Annotated in this window: 17 protein-coding genes; 10 read left to right on the top strand and 7 right to left on the bottom strand. The window is 71.8% G+C overall.

The features are described from left to right. Positions 1–72 precede the first annotated feature (72 nt). The 5 genes from lgt to DEJ13_RS09830 all read left to right on the top strand — a co-directional run bounded on the left by lgt (position 73) and on the right by DEJ13_RS09830 (position 10,093). On the top strand, positions 73–1,065 hold the full coding sequence (gene lgt, locus DEJ13_RS09850) for a prolipoprotein diacylglyceryl transferase (protein ID WP_111106314.1): 993 nt from the start codon (positions 73–75) through the stop codon (positions 1,063–1,065). Between the two features lie 100 nt (positions 1,066–1,165). Continuing rightward, entirely contained in the window at positions 1,166–5,779 is a 4,614-nt protein-coding gene (gene gltB / locus DEJ13_RS09845; RefSeq protein ID WP_502868691.1) for a glutamate synthase large subunit, read from the top strand. Positions 5,780–5,820: 41 nt separating this feature from the next. After that, the gene (locus tag DEJ13_RS09840; protein ID WP_111106313.1) at positions 5,821–7,278 is read left to right on the top strand and encodes a glutamate synthase subunit beta; all 1,458 of its coding nucleotides are present in this window, start codon (positions 5,821–5,823) and stop codon (positions 7,276–7,278) included. A gap of 124 nt (positions 7,279–7,402) precedes the next feature. Next, positions 7,403–8,848, top strand: a complete 1,446-nt coding sequence (gene pyk / locus DEJ13_RS09835) for a pyruvate kinase (RefSeq protein ID WP_056124261.1) — start codon at positions 7,403–7,405, stop codon at positions 8,846–8,848. Between the two features lie 150 nt (positions 8,849–8,998). Further along, complete coding sequence (locus DEJ13_RS09830) at positions 8,999–10,093, top strand: VIT1/CCC1 transporter family protein (RefSeq protein WP_111106312.1); 1,095 nt, start codon at positions 8,999–9,001, stop codon at positions 10,091–10,093. On the opposite strand, the gene DEJ13_RS09825 is transcribed toward DEJ13_RS09830, so the two are convergent. From DEJ13_RS09825 to DEJ13_RS09795, 7 genes are read right to left on the bottom strand one after another with little or no spacing between them, the layout of a single operon-like run. Then, the gene (locus DEJ13_RS09825; RefSeq protein WP_181436959.1) at positions 10,090–10,659 is read right to left on the bottom strand and encodes an HdeD family acid-resistance protein; all 570 of its coding nucleotides are present in this window, start codon (positions 10,657–10,659) and stop codon (positions 10,090–10,092) included. The two genes, DEJ13_RS09830 and DEJ13_RS09825, sit on opposite strands and share 4 nt — an antisense overlap. Before the next feature lie 44 nt (positions 10,660–10,703). Then, entirely contained in the window at positions 10,704–11,297 is a 594-nt protein-coding gene (locus DEJ13_RS09820; RefSeq protein ID WP_181436958.1) for a hypothetical protein, read from the bottom strand. Then, complete coding sequence (eccCa, locus tag DEJ13_RS09815) at positions 11,294–15,211, bottom strand: type VII secretion protein EccCa (RefSeq protein WP_258374042.1); 3,918 nt, start codon at positions 15,209–15,211, stop codon at positions 11,294–11,296. The genes DEJ13_RS09820 and eccCa overlap by 4 nt, the downstream gene beginning before the upstream one ends. A 29-nt stretch (positions 15,212–15,240) precedes the next feature. Further along, a complete protein-coding gene (locus DEJ13_RS09810) occupies positions 15,241–16,116 on the bottom strand; it encodes a P-loop NTPase family protein (RefSeq protein WP_111106309.1) in 876 nt (291 codons plus the stop codon). After that, the gene (locus DEJ13_RS09805) at positions 16,116–17,444 is read right to left on the bottom strand and encodes an EsaB/YukD family protein (RefSeq protein ID WP_181436957.1); all 1,329 of its coding nucleotides are present in this window, start codon (positions 17,442–17,444) and stop codon (positions 16,116–16,118) included. The genes DEJ13_RS09810 and DEJ13_RS09805 overlap by 1 nt, the downstream gene beginning before the upstream one ends. Beyond that, complete coding sequence (locus DEJ13_RS09800) at positions 17,441–17,731, bottom strand: hypothetical protein (protein ID WP_181436956.1); 291 nt, start codon at positions 17,729–17,731, stop codon at positions 17,441–17,443. Before DEJ13_RS09800 ends, DEJ13_RS09805 begins: the two co-directional genes overlap by 4 nt. A 42-nt stretch (positions 17,732–17,773) precedes the next feature. Further along, positions 17,774–18,748, bottom strand: a complete 975-nt coding sequence (locus DEJ13_RS09795) for an FHA domain-containing protein (protein ID WP_111106307.1) — start codon at positions 18,746–18,748, stop codon at positions 17,774–17,776. Positions 18,749–18,897: 149 nt separating this feature from the next. Here DEJ13_RS09795 and DEJ13_RS09790 point away from each other — a divergent pair, with 149 nt between their 5' ends. From DEJ13_RS09790 to DEJ13_RS09770, 5 genes are read left to right on the top strand one after another with little or no spacing between them, the layout of a single operon-like run. After that, positions 18,898–19,233, top strand: a complete 336-nt coding sequence (locus DEJ13_RS09790; RefSeq protein WP_056124291.1) for a WXG100 family type VII secretion target — start codon at positions 18,898–18,900, stop codon at positions 19,231–19,233. 16 nt (positions 19,234–19,249) lie between these two features. Next, positions 19,250–19,564, top strand: coding sequence for a pore-forming ESAT-6 family protein (locus tag DEJ13_RS09785; RefSeq protein WP_056124295.1), 315 nt, complete (start codon positions 19,250–19,252; stop codon positions 19,562–19,564). 53 nt (positions 19,565–19,617) lie between these two features. Continuing rightward, on the top strand, positions 19,618–19,962 hold the full coding sequence (locus tag DEJ13_RS09780; RefSeq protein WP_111106306.1) for a DUF6507 family protein: 345 nt from the start codon (positions 19,618–19,620) through the stop codon (positions 19,960–19,962). Continuing rightward, the gene (locus tag DEJ13_RS09775; protein ID WP_111106305.1) at positions 19,959–22,364 is read left to right on the top strand and encodes an ADP-ribosyltransferase; all 2,406 of its coding nucleotides are present in this window, start codon (positions 19,959–19,961) and stop codon (positions 22,362–22,364) included. Before DEJ13_RS09780 ends, DEJ13_RS09775 begins: the two co-directional genes overlap by 4 nt. Further along, positions 22,357–22,833, top strand: a complete 477-nt coding sequence (locus tag DEJ13_RS09770) for an ADP-ribosyltransferase family protein (RefSeq protein WP_146245189.1) — start codon at positions 22,357–22,359, stop codon at positions 22,831–22,833. The genes DEJ13_RS09775 and DEJ13_RS09770 overlap by 8 nt, the downstream gene beginning before the upstream one ends. Positions 22,834–22,856: the final 23 nt, after the last annotated feature.

Raw genomic sequence — 22,856 nt, 5'->3', positions numbered from 1 at the left:
GCGCTACAGTGATCCGGGGTCGACGCAACCGGATCGGCACCGACAGCTGCACTGAAAGGCGCCAGTTTCTCCATGCCCCTCCTGAGCATCCCGAGCCCCAGCACGGCCTGGCAGTACTTCGACCTGACCGCCTGGCTCCGTGACGTGTTCGGCTGGTCGCTGCCGCTCGACTTCCGCATCCACGCCTACGCGATCTGCATCCTGCTCGGGATCGTCGCCGCGGTGGTGGTCACGAACCGCCGGCTCAACGCCCGCGGTGTCGAGCGGTGGATCATCATCGACATCGCGATCTGGGCGGTTCCCTCCGGCATCATCGGCGGCCGGCTGTTCCACGTGTTCACCCACGTCAGCGACTACTTCGGCCCTGGTCGTGACCCGCTGTCGTTCCTCTACATCTGGGAGGGCGGCCTGGCGATCTTCGGTGCGCTCATCCTCGGTTCGGTCGGTGCGTACATCGGGTGTCGACAGGTCGGCCTGCGCTTCACCGCGTTCCTCGACGCCGTCGCCCCGGCGATGCTGCTGGCCCAGGCCTTCGGCCGTCTCGGCAACTACTTCAACCACGAGCTCTTCGGCATGCCGACCAGCTTGCCGTGGGGCCTGCAGATCGAGTCGTCGAACGCCGCGTACCCGACCGGTCTGCCCGAGGGCACGCTGTTCCACCCGACGTTCCTGTACGAGATCATCTGGAACGTCGTCGGCTTCGCGGTGATCATGCTGATCGACCGGAAGTTCCAGCTGCAGTGGGGGCGGGTCCTCTCGCTGTACCTGATCTGGTACGGCATCGGCCGGTCGGTCCTCGAGTCCATCCGCGTCGACACGAGCGAGACGTTCTTCGGCATCCGGACCAACGTCTGGGCCTCGTTCGCGGCGATCATCATCGGCTTGGTCATCTTCTACGTCCAGTCGAAGCGCCACACCGGCAAGGAACCCAGCGCCTACCTGCCGGGTCGCGAGCCGCGCTCGAAGACCGATGTAGACTCCGAGGACACCTACTCGGAGCACGACGACGACGCACCCATCGCCGCCGGTTCCAGCCCGGTCGCCACAGCTGCCGACCGTTCCTGACGGCCCGGCCCCACGGGGTCGGACGGTGGGCGAGCTCGACTCCAGCCTCGCCCCACGGCCATCGCTGTCCCTGTTCCACTCGCTCGTGAGGACGGTCCCCATGGCGCTCCAGCCACCCCAGCTCCCCTCGACCACCGGGTCCGCGTTGCGGCCCGCGCACCAGCGGTTCTCCGCGGTGCCGGACGCCGCCGGCATGTACGACCCGGCGAACGAGAAGGACGCGTGCGGCCTGGCGATGGTCGCGACCCTCCGCGGGACGCCCGGCCACGACATCGTCGACGCGGCGCTCGGTGCGCTCCGCAACCTCGAGCACCGCGGGGCCGTCGGCTCCGACGCGGGGACCGGCGACGGCGCCGGCATCCTGTGCCAGGTGCCCGACGAGTTCTTCCGTGCCGAGGCACCCGTCGAGCTCCCGGCGGCGGGGGAGTACGCCGTGGGCACCGCCTACCTGCCGCTCGACGCCGACGACCGCGCCGCCGTCAAGGCCGCGGTCGAGGCCACCGCGGCGGACGAGGGCCTGCGCGTCCTCGGCTGGCGCGAGGTCCCGGTGCGACCCGAGGTGCTCGGCTCCCTCGCGCGCGCCGCCATGCCCGCGTTCGAGCAGTGCTTCGTCGTGTCCGAACACCACGGGCAGGACGGCACCCCGCGCAGCGGCGTCGCCCTCGACCGGCAGACCTTCCGCCTCCGCAAGCGCGTCGAGCGCGAGCAGGAGATCTACTTCATGTCGCTGTCGAGCCGGACGATGGTCTACAAGGGCATGGTCACGACGCTCCAGCTCGAGCCGTTCTACCCCGACCTCAGCGACGAGCGGTTCGCGTCGAAGCTGGCGATCGTGCACTCGCGCTACTCGACCAACACGTTCCCCTCGTGGCCGCTCGCCCAGCCGTTCCGCACGCTCGCCCACAACGGCGAGATCAACACCGTCCGTGGCAACCGCAACTGGATGCGTGCTCGGCAGTCGCAGCTCGAGAGTGACCTGCTCGGCGACATGGCACCCCTGCTGCCGATCGTCAGCCCCGGCGCGAGCGACTCGGCCTCGTTCGACGAGACCCTCGAGCTGCTGACCCTGACCGGGCGGTCGCTCCCGCACGCGGTGTCGATGATGGTTCCCGAGGCCTGGGAGAACCAGACCGACATGGACCCGGAACTCCGCGACTTCTACGAGTACCACTCGATGCTCATGGAGCCGTGGGACGGCCCCGCGGCGATCACGTTCACCGACGGCTCCCTCGTCGGTGCCACGCTCGACCGCAACGGCCTGCGCCCGGGTCGGTTCCTGGTCACCGACGACGGACTGATCGTCATGGGCTCGGAGACCGGCGTCATCGACGTGCCCGCGTCGAAGGTCGTCCGCAAGGGCCGCCTGCGCCCGGGTCGACTGTTCCTGGTCGACACCGAGGCCGGCCGCATCATCGAGGACGACGAGGTCAAGCGCGAGCTCGCGACGTCGGGTCCGTGGGGGGAGTGGCTCGCCGCCGGCCGCATCAACCTGCGCGACCTGCCCGAGCGCGAGCACATCGTGCACACCCCCGCCTCGGTCACGCGGCGCCAGCGGGCGTTCGGGTACACCGAAGAAGAAGTGCGGGTGCTGCTGCGGCCGATGGCGGCTGCGGGTGCCGAGCCCCTCGGCGCCATGGGGTCGGACACGCCCATCGCGGTCCTGTCCCAGCGACCGCGTCTGCTGTTCGACTACTTCACGCAGCAGTTCGCCCAGGTCACGAACCCGCCGCTCGACTCGATCCGCGAGCAGGTCATCACGTCGATGGGCATGGGGCTCGGGCCGGAGCGCAACCTGCTCGACGCCGGCCCCGAGCACGCCAAGCAGATCGTGCTCGACTTCCCGGTCATCGACAACGACCAGCTCGCCAAGGTCCAGCACTTCGAGACCGACTCGGGGCGCCACCTCACCGTGACGATCCGTGGGCTGTACCGCGTCGACGCCGGCGAACAGGCGATGGAGCAGCGCATCCAGGCCGTCTGCGACGAGGTCGACGACGCGATCGAGTCCGGCAAGCAGTTCATCGTGCTGTCGGACCGTGACGGCAACGCCGAGAACGCGCCGATCCCGAGCCTGCTGCTGCTGGCGGCCGTCCACCACCACCTGATCCGCACCGAGCAGCGCATGAAGGTCGGGCTCATCGTCGAGGCCGGTGACGTCCGCGAGGTCCACCACGTCGCCACCCTGATCGGGTACGGCGCCTCGGCGATCAACCCGTACCTGGCGATGGAGACCTGCGAGAACCTGGTGCGCCAGGGCATGATCGCCGGCATCACCCCGGAGCAGGCGGTCAAGAACGTCATCAAGGCGCTCGGCAAGGGCGTGCTCAAGATCATGTCGAAGATGGGCATCTCGACGGTGTCCAGCTACGCCGGCGCCCAGGCGTTCGAGGCGGTCGGCCTGTCGCAGGAGTTCGTCGACCGCTACTTCACCGGCACCTCGTCGATCCTCGGCGGCGTCGACATCGACGTCATCGCCAAGGAGAACGCCGAGCGCCACGTGCAGGCCTACCCGCAGGACGGCTCGGTGCTCGCGCACGAGCGACTGCAGACCGGCGGCGAGTACCAGTGGCGCCGCGAGGGCCCGCCGCACCTGTTCAACCCGGACACCGTGTTCCGGCTGCAGCACGCCACGCGCGCCCGTCGGTACGACATCTTCCGCGAGTACTCCAAGGCGGTCGACGACCAGGCCGAAGAGCTGATGACGCTGCGCGGACTGTTCCGCTTCAAGCACGGCGTCCGCACGCCGATCGCGCTCGAGGACGTCGAGCCGATCGAGTCGATCGTCAAGCGGTTCAACACCGGCGCGATGTCGTACGGATCGATCTCGAAGGAAGCCCACGAGACCCTCGCGATCGCTATGAACCGCCTGGGCGGCCGGTCGAACACCGGCGAGGGCGGCGAGGACGTCGACCGGCTGCTCGACCCCGAGCGGCGCAGTGCGATCAAGCAGGTCGCCTCCGGGCGGTTCGGCGTGACCAGCATGTACCTGACGCACGCCACCGACATCCAGCTCAAGATGGCGCAGGGCGCCAAGCCCGGCGAGGGCGGACAGCTCCCGCCCCAGAAGGTGTACCCGTGGATCGCGCGGACACGCCACGCCACGGCCGGCGTCGGGCTGATCTCGCCACCGCCGCACCACGACATCTACTCGATCGAGGACCTCAAGCAGCTGATCTTCGACGTCAAGCGCGCGAACCCCTCGGCGCGCGTGCACGTCAAGCTCGTCAGTCAGTCCGGCATCGGTGCCGTGGCAGCCGGCGTGACGAAGGCCCTCGCCGACGTCGTGCTGGTCTCCGGCCACGACGGCGGCACGGGAGCCTCGCCGCTGAACTCGCTCAAGCACGCCGGCACCCCATGGGAGATCGGCCTGGCCGAGACCCAGCAGACGCTCATGCTCAACGGCATGCGCGACCGCGTCGTGGTCCAGGTCGACGGCCAGATGAAGACCGGTCGTGACGTGGTCGTCGCCGCGCTGCTCGGCGCCGAGGAGTACGGCTTCGCCACGGCCCCGCTCGTGGTCGAGGGCTGCATCCTGATGCGGGTGTGCCACCTCGACACGTGCCCGGTCGGCGTCGCCACGCAGAACCCCGAGCTCCGCAAGCGCTTCTCCGGCAAGCCCGAGTTCGTCGTCAACTTCTTCGAGTTCATCGCGCAAGAGGTGCGCGAGCTGCTGGCCGAGCTCGGCTTCCGCACCCTCGACGAGGCGATCGGCGCGACCGACGTGCTCGACGTCGACCGCGCGGTGGAGCACTGGAAGGCGTCGGGCCTCGACCTGGCCCCGGTGCTGCACGGCCCGGACTTCACGGCCGACGAGCCGCGCCGGCACCACCGCGACCAGGACCACGAGCTCGAGCAGCACTTCGACGTGCAGCTCATCCACCGGGCGTCCGACGTGCTCGAGCACGGCGGCACGATCGCGCTCGACCTGCCGATCCGCAACACGGAGCGCGCGGTCGGCACGATGCTCGGTCACGAGGTCACGCTCCGCCACGGTGAGAACGGGTTGCCGGCAGGGTCGATCGACATAACGCTGCGCGGGTCGGCCGGGCAGTCGCTCGGAGCGTTCCTGCCGGCGGGCATCACGCTGCGGCTCATCGGCGACAGCAACGACTACGTCGGCAAGGGCCTGTCCGGCGGCGACATCGTCGTGCGTCCGACCGAGGGCGGCGGGTTCGAGCCGAGCGAGAACGTCATCGCCGGCAACGTCATCGGCTACGGCGCGACGCAGGGCAGCATGTTCATCCGCGGCATCGTGGGCGAGCGGTTCCTGGTGCGCAACTCCGGTGCGACCGCCGTGGTCGAGGGCGTCGGTGACCACGCGCTCGAGTACATGACCGGCGGGCTGGCCGTCGTGCTCGGCGAGACCGGGCGGAACCTCGGCGCCGGCATGTCGGGTGGCACCGCGTACGTGCTCGGCCTCCGCACCGAGCACGTGAACGCCGATGCGCTGGCCAGCGGTGAGCTGCGCCTCGAAGCGCTCGACAGCGCGGACGTCGAGATCGTCACCGACCTGCTCGAGCGGCACGCCGCCGAGACGGGATCGACGGTCGCGGCCGACCTGGTGGCCTCCGGCGACCTCTCCGCGTTCGTCAAGGTGCTGCCGCGCGACTACGCGGCCGTGCTCGAGACCCGCAGACAGGCCGTCGACGAAGGACTCGACCCCGACGGCGACGTCGTCTGGAACCGCATCATGGAGGTGACCGCAGGTGGCTGACTCCCTGACGACACACCAGACCGACACCCCGGAGGCAACACATGGCTGACCCCAAGGGGTTCCTGAAGGTCCAGGAACGCGAACTGCCGAAGCGTCGGCCCGTCCCGGTGCGGCTCATGGACTGGAAAGAGGTCTACGAGCAGCAGGAGTCGGGCCAGCTCAAGCGCCAGGCCGGCCGCTGCATGGACTGCGGCGTGCCGTTCTGCCACCAGGGCTGCCCCCTCGGCAACCTCATCCCCGAGTGGAACGACCTGACCTGGCGTGGTGAGGGTCGTCAGGCGATCGAGCGGCTGCACGCGACGAACAACTTCCCCGAGTTCACCGGCCGTCTGTGCCCGGCACCCTGCGAGTCGTCCTGCGTGCTGGGCATCAACCAGCCGCCGGTGACGATCAAGCAGGTCGAGGTCTCGATCATCGACCAGGCCTTCCAGAACGGGTGGGTCACACCGCACCCGCCGGAGCGCCTGACCGGCAAGACCGTGGCCGTGGTCGGTTCCGGACCAGCCGGACTCGCCGCCGCCCAGCAGCTCACCCGAGCCGGGCACACGGTCGCGGTCTACGAGCGCGACGACCGCATCGGCGGGCTGCTGCGCTACGGCATCCCGGACTTCAAGATGGAGAAGCGCCAGATCGACGCGCGACTCGCCCAGATGCAGGCCGAGGGCACGCGCTTCCGCGCCGGTGTCGAGATCGGCGTCGACATCACCTGGGACGACCTGAAGTCGCGGTACGACGCGGTCGTGGTCGCCACGGGTGCGACGGTTCCGCGCGACCTGCCGATCCCGGGTCGCGACCTGGCCGGCGTGCACTTCGCGATGGAGTACCTCGTCCAGCAGAACCGTGCCGGCGCCGGCACGGTGGTCGACAACCAGGTCACCGCCGAGGGCAAGCACGTCGTCGTCATCGGCGGCGGTGACACCGGCGCGGACTGCATCGGCACCGCGCACCGACAGGGCGCCCTGAGCGTCACGAACCTGGCCATCGGCAAGCAGCCTCCCGAGGAGCGTCCCGAGGACCAGCCGTGGCCGATGTTCCCGACCGTGTTCGAGGTCACGAGCGCCCACGAAGAGGGCGGCGAACGTGCGTTCCTGGCCTCGACGGTCGAGTTCCTGGGCAACGAGGCGGGCGAGGTCCGTGCGCTGCGCGTGGCCGAGACCGAGTACCTCGACGGGCGTCGTGTCCCCAAGGCCGGCACCGAGCGCGAGATCCCGGCCGACCTGGTCCTCGTCGCGATGGGCTTCACCGGACCGGAGACCGACACCCTCGAACCCCAGCTCGGCCTGCCGCTCAGCGCCGGGGGCGTGGTCGCACGCGGTGCCGACTACACGACCAACGAGCCCGGCGTCTTCGTCGCCGGTGACGCGGGTCGTGGGCAGTCGCTCATCGTGTGGGCGATCGCCGAGGGCCGGGCGGCCGCCGCGAAGGTCGACGAGTACCTCGAGGGGACGACGATGCTCCCCGCCCCGGTCAAGGCGACCGACCGGGCGATCTCCGTCTGATGCACGTCTCAGGGTGAGCAGGAGGCCACCGGCACTCGATAGGGTGCTGGTGGCCTCTCTTCGTACCGCGAAGCCCCACGAACACCATGCACGCAGGCCCCACCACCACACACGAAGGAATCCAGTGAGACGCGCAAAGATCGTTTCGACCCTCGGACCGGCCACCTCGGACTACGAGACCGTCAAGGAGATCATCGAGGCGGGTGTCGACGTCGCTCGACTCAACCTCAGCCACGGTGACTACAGCGTCCACGAGGCGAACTACGAGAACGTCCGTCGCGCGGCGGCCGAGCTCGGCAAGCCCGTCGCGATCCTCGTCGACCTGCAGGGTCCGAAGATCCGACTCGCCCGGTTCGCCGACGGCCCGCACCACCTGGACGTCGGCGACGTCTTCACGATCACGACCGAGGACGTGCCCGGCTCGAAGGAGATCTGCGGCACGACCTTCAAGGGGCTCCCACAGGACGTCAAGCCCGGCGACCCGCTGCTCATCGACGACGGTCGCGTGCGGCTGCGCGTCCTCGACACCGACGGCGTGCGTGTCCGCACCGAGGTCGTCGTCGCCGGCACGGTCTCGAACAACAAGGGCATCAACCTCCCCGGTGTCGCCGTGAACGTCCCCGCGCTCAGCGAGAAGGACGAGGCCGACCTGCGCTGGGGCATCCGCCAGGGCGCCGACCTCATCGCACTGTCGTTCGTCCGCAACGCCTCGGACGTCGTCCGTGCGCACGAGATCATGGACGAAGAGGGCAAGCGCCTGCCCGTCATCGCCAAGATCGAGAAGCCGCAGGCGGTCGATGCGCTCGAGGAGATCATCGACGCCTTCGACTCGATCATGGTCGCCCGCGGTGACCTCGGCGTGGAGCTCCCGCTCGAGGCCGTCCCGATCGTGCAGAAGCGCGCCGTCGAGCTCGCCCGCCGCATGGCCAAGCCGGTCATCGTCGCGACGCAGATGCTCGAGTCGATGATCTCGTCGCCGATCCCCACCCGCGCCGAGACCTCCGACGTCGCGAACGCCGTGCTCGACGGGGCCGACGCGGTCATGCTGTCCGGCGAGACGAGCGTCGGTGAGTACCCGGTGCAGACCGTCCGCACGATGGCCCGCATCGTCGAGTCCACCGAGGACCACGGCCTCGAGCGCATCGCGCCGCTCGGCACGAAGCCGCGCACGCTCGGTGGAGCCATCACGCTCGCAGCGGTCGAGATCGCCGAGTTCACCGAGGCGTCCTACCTCTGCGTGTTCACCGAGTCCGGTGACTCCGCCCGCCGCATGTCGCGACTGCGGCACGGCCTGCCCATCATCGCCTTCACCCCGAACGAGGCCACCCGCCGTCGGATGACCCTCACCTGGGGCGTCCGCTCGTTCCTGGTCGAGCGGAAGACCCACACCGACGAGCTGTTCTCGCAGGTGGACGACGTCCTGCTCGAGAACGGCCTGGCGTCGCCCGGCGACCGTGTGATCGTGACGGCCGGTTCGCCTCCCGGGATCGAGGGCTCGACGAACGACCTGCGCGTGCACCGCGTCGGTGACGCGCACGCCGAGGCGGCCCCGGCGTACGTTCGGGACTAGTCCCGCGACGCGCGAGGGCGCGGCCCGGAGGCCCTGCACACGGGTGCAGGCAGGCTCCGGTCCGCGCCCTCGCCGCGTCCAGTGCGCGGCCTGGCCCAGGACGCGCGCGCCGGGTCGAGACCCGGCCAGCCACCGACAGGAGACGACCCGATGAGCGAGCACAGCCTCCAGACCGACACGGCGGCCCGTCAGCCGGGCGACGTGCGTCGCTGGCGCCGGTACCTGGCGGACGAGCGCGCCGAAGCGGCCGTGTACCGCAACCTCGCCGCGCGACGTGACGGTGAGGAGCGCGAGATCCTGGCGGCGCTGGCCGAGGCCGAGGGCCGCCACGAGCAGCACTGGGTCGACCTGCTCGGCGACGACGCAGGTCGGCCGCTGCGGGGCAGTCTGCGCACGCGGGTGCTCGCTGCCCTGGCGAAGCGCTTCGGGTCGGTGTTCGTGCTCGCGCTCATGCAGCGCGCCGAGGACCGCTCCCCGTACGCCGACGACGACGACGCCACCGCGCAGATGGCGGCCGACGAGCGGATCCACGGCGAGGTCGTCCGCGGCCTCGCGAACCGCGGGCGGATGCGGTTGTCCGGCACGTTCCGGGCGGCGGTGTTCGGCGCGAACGACGGCCTGGTGTCGAACCTGGCGCTGATCATCGGCATCAGCGCCAGCGGGGCCGACCGGCACTTCGTGCTGCTGAGCGGGATCGCGGGGCTCCTCGCCGGTGCGCTGTCGATGGGTGCCGGCGAGTACGTCTCCGTCCGGTCCCAGCGGGAGCTGCTCGAGGCATCGGCACCGCACCCCGACGCCGGGGACGCGGTCGCGCACCTCGACGTCGACGCGAACGAGCTCGCGCTGGTCTACCGGGCGCGTGGCATGCCCGAGGCCGAAGCCGAGTCGCACGCCGCCGAGGTCATCGCCGGACTGGGCAGCGGGCCCGCGACCGGGCCCACCCGGGTCGCCGACGACCACGAGGCGGTCGGCAACGGCATGAGCGCCGCCATCTCGAGCTTCTGCTTCTTCGCCTCCGGCGCGGTCATCCCGGTGCTGCCGTACCTGTTCGGGCTCGAGGGCTGGGCGGCGATCGCGGTGGCGGCGTTCCTGGTCGGCGTCGCGCTGCTCGGGACCGGCGCGGTCGTCGGGGTCCTGAGCGGGGCGTCGCCGCTCCGCCGGGCGCTCCGGCAGCTCGCCATCGGCTTCGGCGCGGCCGTGGTGACGTACCTGCTCGGCCTGCTGTTCGGGACCGGCGCGGCCTAACGGCGATCGGCGCGGGCGGGAGCGCCCTGGCGGCGGACCGCTGACCGCGGCGGCAGGAGCAGCAGCGCCCCGATGCCGACGACGACGAGCGCGATCCCCGCCAGCACCATGAACACCGTCAGTGCCATGCCGGGCGCGACGAGCACGGCGACACCCGCCAGGACCGACAGCACACCGCTGACGACCGTGGGGACACGCGAGGACCCGGGGTGCCCGACGACCCCACCGACCAGGGCGACGACGCCCTCGATCACGAACCCCACCCCGGCGAGCACCGCGTAGACGACGAGGGGGACCAGCGGATCGAGGAGCGTGACGAGCCCGGCCAGCGCGACGAGGGTGCCGACGACTCCCGAGGTCCAGCGCCAGACGGGAGGCGTGCCGTGTCCGCGCACCGCCGCGTACACCCGCAGCACCCCGGCGACGACGAGGTAGACGCCGAACAGCAGCGCGACGACGACCAGCGAGGGGTCGGGCAGCACCACGGCGACGACGCCGAGGACGATCGCCACGACGGCGGTCACCACGACGAACACCCGGAACGTGCGGACGGCACGAGAGTCCACGGGAGGTCCTCCTGATCGTTCGGGACTCAGACGGTACCCGGGGATCAGCCGCGGCGTTGCGTCGCGAGCATGCCGACGGTGCGCCGGTCGAACTCGGCGAGGGCCCGTCGGGTGGCGGCGGACAGGCGGGACGACGGGATCCGGCCGCCGATCCCGAGCGCCCGGTCGGAGGGCAGGCGCAGCACGCTGCTGTGGTCGTGCCGGAGCCGGAACTCGTCCACGTCCCGACGGTCGACGTCGGAGCCGAACGGGGTGTTGAGGACGACGAGCGTCCGCGTCGACGCGGTCCGTCCGGAGCGACCGGTGGCGGCCTCGAGGACGCGCGCAGCGTCGGCGAGCCCGACGCCCGTCGCCGGAGCCACGACGACGAGCAGGTCGGCCGGCGACGCCAGGGCCTCGATGCCACCGCGCCACGCGTGCGCTCCGACGTCGTGGACGGCGACGGTGTCCTCGACCGCCGACACGTCGTCGCCGTTCGGCAGCCTGAGGCCGAGGTCGCCGCCCGAGTGGTCGTACAGCACCGGGGCACCCACGACGGACGCGCGGCGGAGCGCCTCGAACAGCAGCGCGGCGACCGTGGTCGTGCCGACACCGCCGGCCGTGCCGGCGACGACGATCCGGACGGGCGTGACGCTCACCGGTCGTCCTCCGCGGTCGTGCCCGCAGTCCGGAAGTGCGCGACCTGGGCGATGAACGACCGTTCGCCGCGCCGCAGCATGCGACCGCGGCCGGCGGTCATCGGCTCGGCGTACACCTGCGGCGCGATCTGCCCCTCGCTCCGCTCCCCGGACATCAGGAAGGTGCTGCCGCCGGTGTCGCGGAGCGCCTGCAGGGTCAGGTCGAACAGCGCCCGCTGCAGACCGGCCACCGGTCGTGCCACGAGCACGTGCAGGCGCAGGTCGCGGGCCGACGGCAGGTAGGGCAGCAGCGGCTCCAGCGGCTGCGTCCCGCCGCTGGCGAGGATGTCGAAGTCGTCCACGACCACGACGATCCGAGGGCCGGAGCCGCGGTCGGACGAGGCCTGCCGCTTGGCGAGTTCCTCGGCGATGGCCGCCGCGAGCGACCGGGCCTCGAGGGCGCTCGACGCCTGTCCGCCCAGGTAGTCGTCGGGGCAGACGTCGGCGAGGGCACCACGGCTGTCCATCACGGCGACGACGAGCTCGTCGGGCGAGTGCCGGTCGACCAGCCCCTCGACGACCCCGCGCAGCAGCGTCGACTTGCCCGACCGGGAGTCGCCGAAGACGAGCAGGTGCTGGTCGCGGTCGCCGAGCTCGAGGAACGCCGGCTGCATGGTGTCCTGGCGCAGCCCGAACGGCACCCGGTCCGGCTCGACGAAGGGGTCGGGGAGCTCCGCCGGTTCGTAGTCGGCCGGCAGCAGGCGGATGGGAGCCGCACCCGGGCCCGACCAGCTGTCCGCCGCCCGACGTGCCAGGGCCTCGAGGGCGTCCGCCACGTCGTCGTCGTCCACGTCGTCCATGACCGGCAGTGCGAGCTGGACGAAGCGCCGCTCCTCGGTGATCGCCCGGCCGCGCTGGTCGGCACGGATCGTCTGTGACAGCCGACGGTCGACCACCGAGTCGGCGGGGTCGTTCAGACGCAGTTCGACCCGGGTCCCCACGAGCGGTTGTACGGCCATGCGCAGTTCGTTCCACCGCGTCATCGTCATGACGACGTGCACACCCAGTCCGGAGCCGCGCTGCAGCAGTTCGCCGAGGACGGGCTCGAACCGCTCGTACTCGTCGCGCACGGCGCCGTACCCGTCGACGAGCAGGACGACCTCGGCGCTCGGGAGCTCCGGCAGCGCACCGGCCGCGTGCCGGGCACGCAGCGCGTCGAGGGAGTCGACCCCGTGCACGCGGAACGCGCGCTCACGGGTGGCCAGCATGAGCTGGAGCTCCTCGAGCAACCGCTGCATGCGTGCCGGGTCCGCCCGGGTCGCGACGCCACCGACGTGGGGGAAGGCCTCGATCCGCGCGAGCCCGCTCCCACTGAGGTCCAGCCCGTACAGGCTGACCTGTTGGGGCGTCGCCGTCAGGGCCGTGGACGCGGCGATCGACCGCAGCATCGTGGAGCGACCGGACTGCGGGGCCCCGATCACGGCGGCGTGCCCGCCGGCTCGCGTGAGGTCGAGGTACCAGGGGCGCTGCGTCTGTTCGGACGGGTCGTCGAGCAGCCCGAGGGGGACGCGCAGCGCTGGCACGTCCTCGACCCGCTCGGTGATCACCCGCGAGAGCGCGAGTCGCGTCGGCAGCGGTGGCAGCCAGATCGGGCGGGTGGTGCGGTCGGCGTCGAGCAGGCGCTCGACGGCTTCGTCGACCAGTGCGCGTCCGGTCTGCGGACGACGGAGCTCGGTCTCGCCCGGTCCGTGGTCACCCGCATCGGAGGCGAGGGTGTTGAAGACGGGCAGGAGGACCGGCTCCGGTCGCGACGCCGGCTCGGCCCGGACGGTGGTCGCCTCGACTGGCCCGGAGACGTACCCCGCACGGAACCGCCGGTAGACGGAGGTGTCGACCTTGAGGTACCCGTAGCCGGGGATCGCGGGCAGGTGGAACGCGTCGGGGCGGTCGAGGATCGTGGAGCTCTCGGCCTCGGAGAACGTCCGGAGGCCCAGCCGGTACGACAGGTACGTGTCGAGCCCCCGCAGCCGTCCGGCCTCGATGCGTTGGCTCGACAGCAGCAGGTGCACGCCGATGGACCGTCCGATGCGCCCGATCGTCATGAGCAGCTCGATGAACTCGGGCTCCGCGGTCAGCAGCTCGCCGAACTCGTCGATCACGAGGAGCAGGTGTGGCAGCGGCGGCAGTTCCGGACGCTGCGTGCGGAGTTCGCGGTAGTGCGTGATCGACGGCGCGTTGTCGGCGTCGCGCAGCACCCGCTGTCGTCGGACGACCTCGCCCGCGATCGAGGCGCGTGCCCGTTCGATGAGCCCGGCGTCGTCCTCGAGGTTGTCGATGATGCCGGCGATGTGCGGGAGTCCGGCGAACGGGGCGAACGCGGCCCCGCCCTTGTAGTCGACGAGGACCATGCTGAGGTCCTCGGGGGAGTGCGAGAGCGCGAGGCCGAGCACGAGCGTCCGGAGCATCTCGGACTTGCCGGAGCCGGTCGCACCGATGCAGATGCCGTGTGGACCCATGCCGAGCTGCGCGGACTCCTTCAGGTCGAGGAGCACGGGCGCGCCGAAGTCGTCGAGACCGATCGGCACCCGTAGGAAGTCCCGGGGCGAGCGGGGAAGCCAGACCTGCTCGGGCGAGACGTCGGCCATGTCGGTGATGCCGAGCAGCTCCGTCACGCCGATGCCGTCGACCGACTCGGCGGCGTCCTGCGCGGTGAGGCTGAGCCGCAGCGGCGCGAGCTCGCGGGCCAGGGTCTCGAAGGTCGTCGCCGGCACGCGGTCGGTCCGGAAGCGCGTCTCGACGACCTCGCCGTCGGCCTCGCGCCGCGCGTCGGTGACGGTGGCGTCGTCGTCCTCGACCACGATCCGGACGGTGACGTCGGACGGCTCGTGCAGGCGGTCCGACAGCAGGTGCACGGTCGTGACCTGGAGCTCCGCGAGCCCGAGGTCGGCGTCCGGCACCGGCAGGTCGGAGGCGATGTGCCCGTGGTCGTCGACGAACACGACGAGCCGGGCGTTCTCGGCCTGGTCGCTCGTCCCCGAACTTCGCTTGGCAGTCGCGGCGAACTGCGCCCGGTCCGCCAGTTCGCCGCCGATCACGCCGAGGAGCGACTGGACGTCGGGGGCGATGCGCCGCGCCGGGACGTCGCCGTCGAGCAGCTCGTCGTCGACGGCGTGCGGCAGCAGGTCGAACCCGCGCCAGTCGTCGGCGCGGGCACCGGGGTGCACGAGGGCCAGGTGCAGGTCCTCGGGGGAGTGCAGCGTCGCGAGCTGGGCGATCATCCCGCGCGCCACCTCGAGCACACGGTCCCGGTCGCCGATGACCGCGACGTGGCCGGCGCGGTCCAGGTCGACGGTCACCGGCATGCCCGCGACGGTCGCGTAGTGCTGCACGACCGTGCGCGCCTCGTCGAGCATGATCGGGTCGAAGGGCTGGACCGGGTTCTCGTCGTCGGGCAGCGTCAGGTCGAACCAGCGCACGTCGCCGACCCCACCGCGGACGACGAGGAAGTCGTCGTGGCCGCGCCGGCGTTCCCACAGCCGCGCCGGGTCGCGGACGACCTCGATCAGGGCGTCCGGTTCCGGGTTCAGCACGCTGGCCTTCGCCCGGACGTCGCGGGCCCGCGCCCGCATCTCGGTCCGGGTCCGTTCGAGGAAGTCGAGGTAGCGCTCACGCTGCGACCGTCGGGTCCTGGCCTGGTTCCCGCGCTGGGACACGGCCATGCCGACGCCCCCGACCAGGGCGACCACGAGCACGACGGCCCCGATCACCATGAAGACGGGGTTGGCGTTGCGCAGCACGACGATCATCACAATCGACGAGAGTGATCCGACGACGGGCAGCAGCGTCTGGATCGGGATGCCGCCGACGGGCCCCTCCGGCAGCGCGGGCGGCGGGGCGAGCGGCTCGGTCGGCTCGTCGCGGAGCGGGCGGCTCACGCGCGTGGGACGGTGGACGAGTCGACGCGTCATCGGTCGCTCCGTTCGGTCGCGGTGCCGGCCGTCGTCGTGTCGAGCAGCGCGGCGGCGAGCCGGGCGTGCGCGGTGCGGGTCGCGACGGTGAGGTCGCGCGTCGACCTGGGGGCGCCCGCGAGCCGTGCCGGGTCGGCGGGGATCCGCAGGACCGTGGCGTCCGGCCACCGGACGGCTTCGACGGCTCGCGAGCCCGAGCGCCCGACGTCCACCGCGGCCACGACGACCGTCGGTCGGTGTTCGAGCGCGCGGACGGCCTCGACGACCGCCATGGCACGCTCGAGCGACACCCGGTCGGTCCTCGCGACCAGGCAGACGGCGTGGCTGGCGTACGCGACCGCGGTCAGGTCGACTCCGGGGGCGCGGACGCCCCAGTCGGTGCAGACCACGTCGAAGAACCGCGTGACCGGGGCGACCGCCTCGGCCCAGCGGGCTTCGGTCGCCTGACGGGGCGGTGCGTCGTGTTCGTCCGCCGTGCCGGGCTCGCGGACGTCGAGGGCGTACAGCCCGGAACCGGCGCGGGCGAGTCCGGTGGTGGCGTCCGACGTGCTCGCCGGGTCGCGCCGTCGCGCGTCGTCGAGGGTCGGCGGCAGGTCGGGCAGCCCCGCGTGCCAGAGCATCGAGCGCGCGCCGGCCGCAGCGTCGACCCCCAGGACCGGACCCGTCCGGCGGTGGGCCACCAGGTTGGCGACGAGCGACGCCGACGTGGATGCGCCGACCCCGCCGGTGAGCTGCACGAAGCCGAGCCGTCGACTGAGGGCGAGCGGGGCGCGGATCGCACGGTCGGCCTGCTCCAGCACGCCCGTCCCGGACGCCGTGGCTCCGAGGACCGCGGCCGGGGCGGTGCCGACGAGCGACCGCAACACGCTCATCAGAACGCCCCGAGGAGCTGGCCGTACACGCCGAACGTGCCGATCAGCAGAGGGACGAGGGCGATCACCGCGAGCGACTCGACGACGTTGCCGAGCCGCCGGAGCGACGCACGCTGGTGCCGGGCGGGGGCCACGAGCACGAGCAGCGCGACCACGACCGCCAGACCGGCGAGGACAGCGGGGGCCAGTGCTCCGTCGTCGCCGCGCAGGTGCACCGTGACGCCGACCACGACCGCCGGCACCGTCGCCGCCCACAGCGCCGCGACCTGCGCCGCGAGCGGGAACGCGCGGGTCCGCAGCGCGGTCACGGTCACGAGTGCGACCCCGAGCCACTGCGCCCACGGACCGGTCGCCTCGGCGACCCCGACCAGGGCGACGGCGAGCGTCGAGGCCACCGCGAAGGTGGCCCACGTGAGCGTCCGGTAGGCGCGGTCCACCGTGGTCAGCACGGTCTCGCGCCGGGCGAGGCGTCCGGTGATCACCTGGTCGTCGAGCCCCGTCAACCCCGACAGCGACATCGCGTACCAGGGGATGAGCCCGATCACCAGGACCGCGGCGGTGGCGAGCACACCGGCACTCTCGACCCCGGTCATCGGGGTCCGCTCGAGCAGCGTCGCGACGCCGGCGCCGACCACACCGACCGCCGAGCCCAGTGCGGCCGGCGCGGAGCGGCGGCCCAGTCCTGCCACCAGGAACAGCGAGAGCCACGCGACGGTCGCGGTGGGCGCGGCCAGACCGAGCGTGACGGAGCCGGACGGCCCGGCGGAGGCGAGCAGGGCCTCCAGGCCGACCGCGGTCGGGAACGCGAGCCCGAGGGCGGCGGCGAGGAGGGCCCAGGCCACGGTCCGGACCCGGACCAGGGCGAGGCCGAGCCCGGCGACCACGCAGACGGCCCACGCGATCGCGGGGACTGCTCGGAGGCCCGGCAGGTCGAGCGCGGCGACCCCGGCGGCGAGCGTCAGCAGACCGATGCCCACGCCGCCGACCAGCAGGCGTGGACCGGGTCCCCACAGACCGGAGCGGGAGCCGAGTGCGTCGCTGACGGCGTCGGTCACGTCGCTGACCTCGGGCGGGGGCGGGGCCTCGTCGAGTCGCAGCAGCCGCAGCACCTCGCCGTCGGCGACGCCCTGGTCGGCGGCCGACGCCGTGGTGTCGAGCTGTTCGCCGGTCGACCGGAGCAGCGTCAGCGGACGCGCGACCGGGGCGACCCGTTCGTCGAGCAGCTCGACGAGCCGCGGGACCAGCGACCCGAGGGTCTCGTCGCTCGGGATGACGAGCGTCGCTCGGCGGGTGGCGCCGACGACGGTCAGGCGTGTGAAGTCGGTCACCGGTTCCCCCCGACGCTCGTCCCGCTCGCGGGTGCCGTGGTGCTCGTGGTGCCGGCAGACCCGCCGAGGCCGCCGGCCTGTCCGTTCTGGATCGCGTTCAGGACGAAGGCCGTCCCGACACATCCGGCACACACGACGGCGGCGAGCACCATGCTGCCGACCAGGCGTCGGACGTTGTCGTTGACCGTGCGGCGCTCCGCCAGCTCGCCGATCAGGAAGGCCCCGCGCAGACGGACCCGGTGCGTCCGCACCGACTCCAGCAGGATCGTGTCGTTGTTGTCAGGCACGCTCGGTCGTCTCCTCGTGGTGGTGGCGACGGGGCCCGGGCATCACGCCGGTCCTCCGGCCGTCACCGTGTACTCGCGTTCGCCCAGCTCGACCCGCCACCCGGTCGCGGCGGCCGTGCGCTGCCCCGGCACCAGCGGTTGGACGGCTCCCTCGGGCGAGGTGATCGTCGTGCCGTTCGTGGTGTGCAGGTCCGTCACCCAGAGCAGGTCGTCCGCCCACTCGAGCACGGCGTGGTTGCGGGACAGCGTGCGTGCGATGTCGGGCAGCGCGTGCACGGTCACGTCCGGGGTGTCCGCCTCGGGGCGGCGGCCCACGAGCACGGTACCGCGCACGACGATCGTGTCGCCCGAGGCGGGGACCAGCCGGACGTCGGCGAGCGGCACGACCTGCTGGCGCGCACCGCGTCGGGTCTCGGTCGTCCCGTCCTGCCGTGCGCGGGCTGCGCGGCGGCCCTCGCCCGCGACGGGTGCCGACGGCACCACCGCCGGACCCAGCTGCTGCACGTGCAGGGCCGGCAGGGCCGGGGTGAGCGGGTCCCGGCCGCGTCGCACGTCGGCGGTGATCGTGGTGTGCGGCGACCACGCTGCGAGGGTGCCGCGGATCGCCGTCGCGGCCGTCGGCGGCAGGGCGCTGAGCACGTCGACGCGGCGCAGCCGGGTGACGGCGAGTCCGAGGGTCAGGCCGGTCCGGCAGACGGCGAGCAGCTGGACCAGGACGACGAGGACGGCCAGCGCGACGCCTGCGACGACGGCGCCCGCCGTGTCGGTCCGGACGAGCGACACCACCAGGACGCCGGCCGGGAGGATCGTGGCCAGGCCGTCGACGACGGCCGCGGTCCGCCGTCGAGTCGGGGCTGCCGGTACCACCCCGGCCAGCAGGCCGGCACCGGTCGCGGTGGCGGCCCCGGTCGCAGCTCCGACCTGGGGGGCGCCGCACCGGGTGCAGAACCGCTCGGCAGCGGCCAGGATGCGCGAGCACCGGGCACAGCTCAACGAGCCGACGAGCGCGCTCGGCATCGGTTCCTCCCCGTGGATCCGCAGGACTGCAGCGTGGAGAGGCTAGCAGCCGGTGGGAGAACCTCCCGTTGCATCTTGCACGAGTCGTTCCGATGGAGAACAATGTCGACGTTGGTGCACGAGCGCACGACCGACTGAGGGGAACAGACGTGAAGTTCGCGATGGGGGCCGACACACTCGGCCAGCTGAGCAAGAAGACCGGCAGTGCCTCCCAGGACCTCGGGTCCCAGGTGAAGGCGCTGCTCGCCGCGGCCGAGCCGCTGCAGGGCAAGTTCAACGGTGCGGGCCGCGCGGCCTTCGACCGGTTCAAGTCCCAGTCGGACCAGGTGGCGAACGAGCTCAACGCCGCCCTCGCCGCTGTGCTGAGCGGCATCGGCGGCATGGACACCGCGTTCGGGCAGGGCGACCAGCAGATGGCCGACGACGCCACCCAGGCGTCCGGCACCGTCAACTTCGACGCTGCGCGCTTCGGCGCCGGCCACTGACACCAGGGGGAGCACCATGGCAGGCAACCAGGCAGACCGCCGCGACTACGACGTCGCCGCCTCGCAGAGCGCGCAGGACAACTTCAACCGCGTCGCCGCCCAGCTCGAGGCACTGATCGACCAGCGCGACGGCGACGTCCGCGCCGCGATGAGCGACTACCAGGCCGACGGCGTCTCCGACGAGTACCAGTCGAAGGAACTCCGCTGGAAGAACGCTGCATCCGAGGTCCGCAGCATCATCGCGACACTCCGGACCTCGCTGCAGTCGACCGACCAGACCGCGCAGCAGACCATCCAGAAGGCCAAGAGCGCCGTCGACAGCATCGGCTGACGACCCGAGCACATCGCCCGGCCGGTCGACGGCCGGGCGGACACAGGTGAGCCATGACCTACAACGTCGACCCCGCCGGGGTGAAGACCGTCCTGACCGACGTCGCGACGAAGAGCCAGCCCGTGATGGACGCGCTCGGCAAGATCGACGGTGCGGTGCAGACCGTCGCGACCGGAGCCCAGTCCGAGCTGATCAACGGAGCGCTGTCGCAGTTCTTCGACGCGATGTCCGACAACGTGACGACGATCACACGGCACGTCCCCGCCGCCATCGACGGTGCGGTCGCCGCGACGAACGCCGTCGTGCACGGCGACGAGGAGATCGCGGCCACCATGGAGACCAACGCGGGGATCGCCGCGGGCAACGGTGACCTGTCCATCCTGGGTGTCGCGCCGTGAGCCTGATCGACCCGAGCAAGCTGCCCGGGGACAAGATCGACGCCGCGTCGGTGTCGACGGGGGCGTCGACCATCTCGACGCTCGGCACCACGGTGTCGACCGGTGGCGGTGACACGGTCCGCGCCTGGCAAGCGATCTCCGGCTCGTACCAGTCGGACGGCGCCGAACACCTGTACTCGGTGATGACCCCGGTCGGGACGGCGACGACGCTGCTCGGAGACGGGCTCACCGCGGTGGCGACCGCGCTGTCGACCTATGCCGAGGCGGTCGGCCCGATCAAGACCAAGCTCGACACGCTGCGCACCGACGCCGAGGACTTCGTCTACCGGGCGAACCACTTCCAACCGAAGGTGCAGAACTCCGACGACGGCTACGTCATCGCCTCGCAGGCCGTGAGCACGCTCGGCGTCAGCCTGATCACCGGCACCAAGGTCGAGATCACGTCGTGGGACCAGGACCCGGACATGGTCGACGAGAACAACCGGCTGATCCGCCGTGGGGCCGACCTGGCCGAGGAGTGGCTCGCCGCGCAGCAGACCTGCGCGAACGCGATCCTCGGGGCCGCGTGTCTGGCACCGTTGCCGGGCAGCCCCACCGGGACCCCGGCGCAGATCATGGCGGCGGCCGAGGCATCGATGCCGTGGGCCGGCCAGCAGGACATCGACACCCCGTGGGGCTCCACCGGTGACCGCAAGGAGTCCTGCGGCGAGAAGGCCGCCGGGTTCCCCGCGCACCTGGTCAAGGGCGTCGTGGTCGACGGTCTCGGCGGCATGGCCAAGGGCCTGAGCTCGCTGCTGACCGGGTGGGACGGCACCGGGGTCCCCTGGTACGCCGAGGCCATCGCGGGTGGGATCACCGGGCGCTCGGACATGGTCGGCGACGCGTTCGACCGCGCGGGGCAGACGTTCGCCGGGTCCTGGCTCGGTCTCGGCCACCTGGCGTCGGCGTTGTCGCCGGTCGGCACCGTGGTCAACACGCTCGGCAACACGCCGCTCGGCGACTTCCTGCCGAAGGACACGCAGCAGTTCCTGTCGGACTGGGGCCACGACGACACCACCGCCCTGGCTGACACCGTCGGCGGGCTCGTCGGGCTGAAGCTCCCCGACGAGTGGTGGGAGTCGTCGTCCTGGGACGGCTACAACATCGCGCAGTCGTGGGTCGACGACCCGGGCGGGGCAGCCGGCGCGAGTGCGTTCAACATCGGCACCCTGTTCATCCCCGGCGCCGGCGAAGCGAGCGCCGGCGCGCACGCGACCGCCGCGGCTGCCGATGCCGCGGGCGACGTGGCCCGTGCGGGCGGGTTCGCGGACGACGCTGCCCGGGCTGCCCGTGGCGCCGACGGGTTCGTCGACGCTGCGAAGGGCATCACGGGGTCGGACCTGGCTGGTGTCGCGAAGGGCATCGACGCGGGCGACGTCGCGAAGGTGACCCGCGAGGGCGAGCTGCCCACGACGAGCGTCGACCTGGCCGGAGACGCCGCGAAGGTCGACGTCCCGCCCGTGACGCACGACGTGCCGCCCGCGGGTCACGACGTCCCGCCGGTCGCGCACGACGCGCCGCCCGCTGCTGCGCACGACGCGCCGTCTGCGGCTGCGCACGACGCGCCGTCTGTGGCTGCGCACGACGCGCCGTCTGTGGCTGCGCACGACGCGCCGTCTGTGGCTGCGCACGACGCGCCGTCTGTGGCTGCGCACGACGCGCCGCCTGCGGCTGCGCACGATGCTCCGCCTGCTGCACACGACGCGCCAGCTGCTGGGCACGATGCACCGCCCGTGGAACACGTGCCTCCCCACACCGGTCTCGATGCGCCCCCTCCTGGCGCCCCTGCGGACACACCGCTGCCCCAGCTGGATGAGGTGAACAAGCAGTACCGCTCCAACGACGGCACCGGTTTCGTCAAGTCCGAGGACGAGTGGGCGACCGCCGTGTCCGAGGCGTACCCGACGCTCACGAAGGACGACGTGCTCGGTGTCTACGACTACACGACCTCGCACTACGGCGACATGAACGACCACCTTCGTGACATCCACTCACCGGCAGACGCGACCTCGTTGGAGGCGGACATCTCCCGGACGACCGACGCCATCGCGAAGCTGCCGCCGGTCGAAGGGACCTTCTACCGCGGCGTGCAGTTCGACAAGTCGACGCTGGACGGCCTCCAGGTCGGGAAGCCGTGGAGTGACGAGGGCTTCATCAGCACCTCCACCGACCCGACGAAGGCCTTCCCTGGGAACACGGTCCTGACAATCGAAGGGAAGACCGGTGTCAACGTGAAGCCGTTCTCGGACGTCATGCGCGAGGACGAGGTGCTGTTCCAACGGCACACGCAGTTCGAGGTCGTGAGCAAGGAGCTCGTGAACGGCAAGTGGCGGATCACCCTGCGGGAGGGCTCGGGTGGTTGACACGTCAGAACGCGTGCAGGTGCTCCTCCATGCGCTGTCGAAGCTCCCGGCAACCGCCGGCATCGTGTTCCACGGCGGCGCGCTGCCCGGTCACTTCCGTCTCGTGGGCGAGTTCTCCCTCCGCGGCCTCACCGCCACGTCATCCGACCCTGACGTGGCAAGTGAGGGCGACACGGTCGACGGACTCGTTGCGTTCCGCTCGCGGACGGGACGGAGCATCGCCCCGTTCTCGGCGCACCCGGACGAACGTGAGGTCGTGTTCCTCCCCGGTTCCCGTTTCCGGCTCGTCGGCGACGTCCAGGTCGAGCGACGAGGTGTCCTCGTGACCGTGCTCGACGAGGTCATCGACGGTGCGGCGACGGACGACCCAGACGCGCTGCTGCAGGCGTGCGCTGACGCGATCGCCGACCACGAGCCAACCCATCGGGCGCCGACGACTCCCGGGAAGTTCACTGCCGAGCTGTTCTGAAACGGCCGTCGATTCGACGAAGG

Origin of the sequence: Curtobacterium sp. MCLR17_007 (assembly GCF_003234655.2) — a bacterium.
Taxonomy (GTDB): domain Bacteria; phylum Actinomycetota; class Actinomycetes; order Actinomycetales; family Microbacteriaceae; genus Curtobacterium.
The sequence above is the reverse complement of the archived record's forward strand: the minus strand, read 5'-3'. Positions and strand labels throughout refer to the sequence as shown.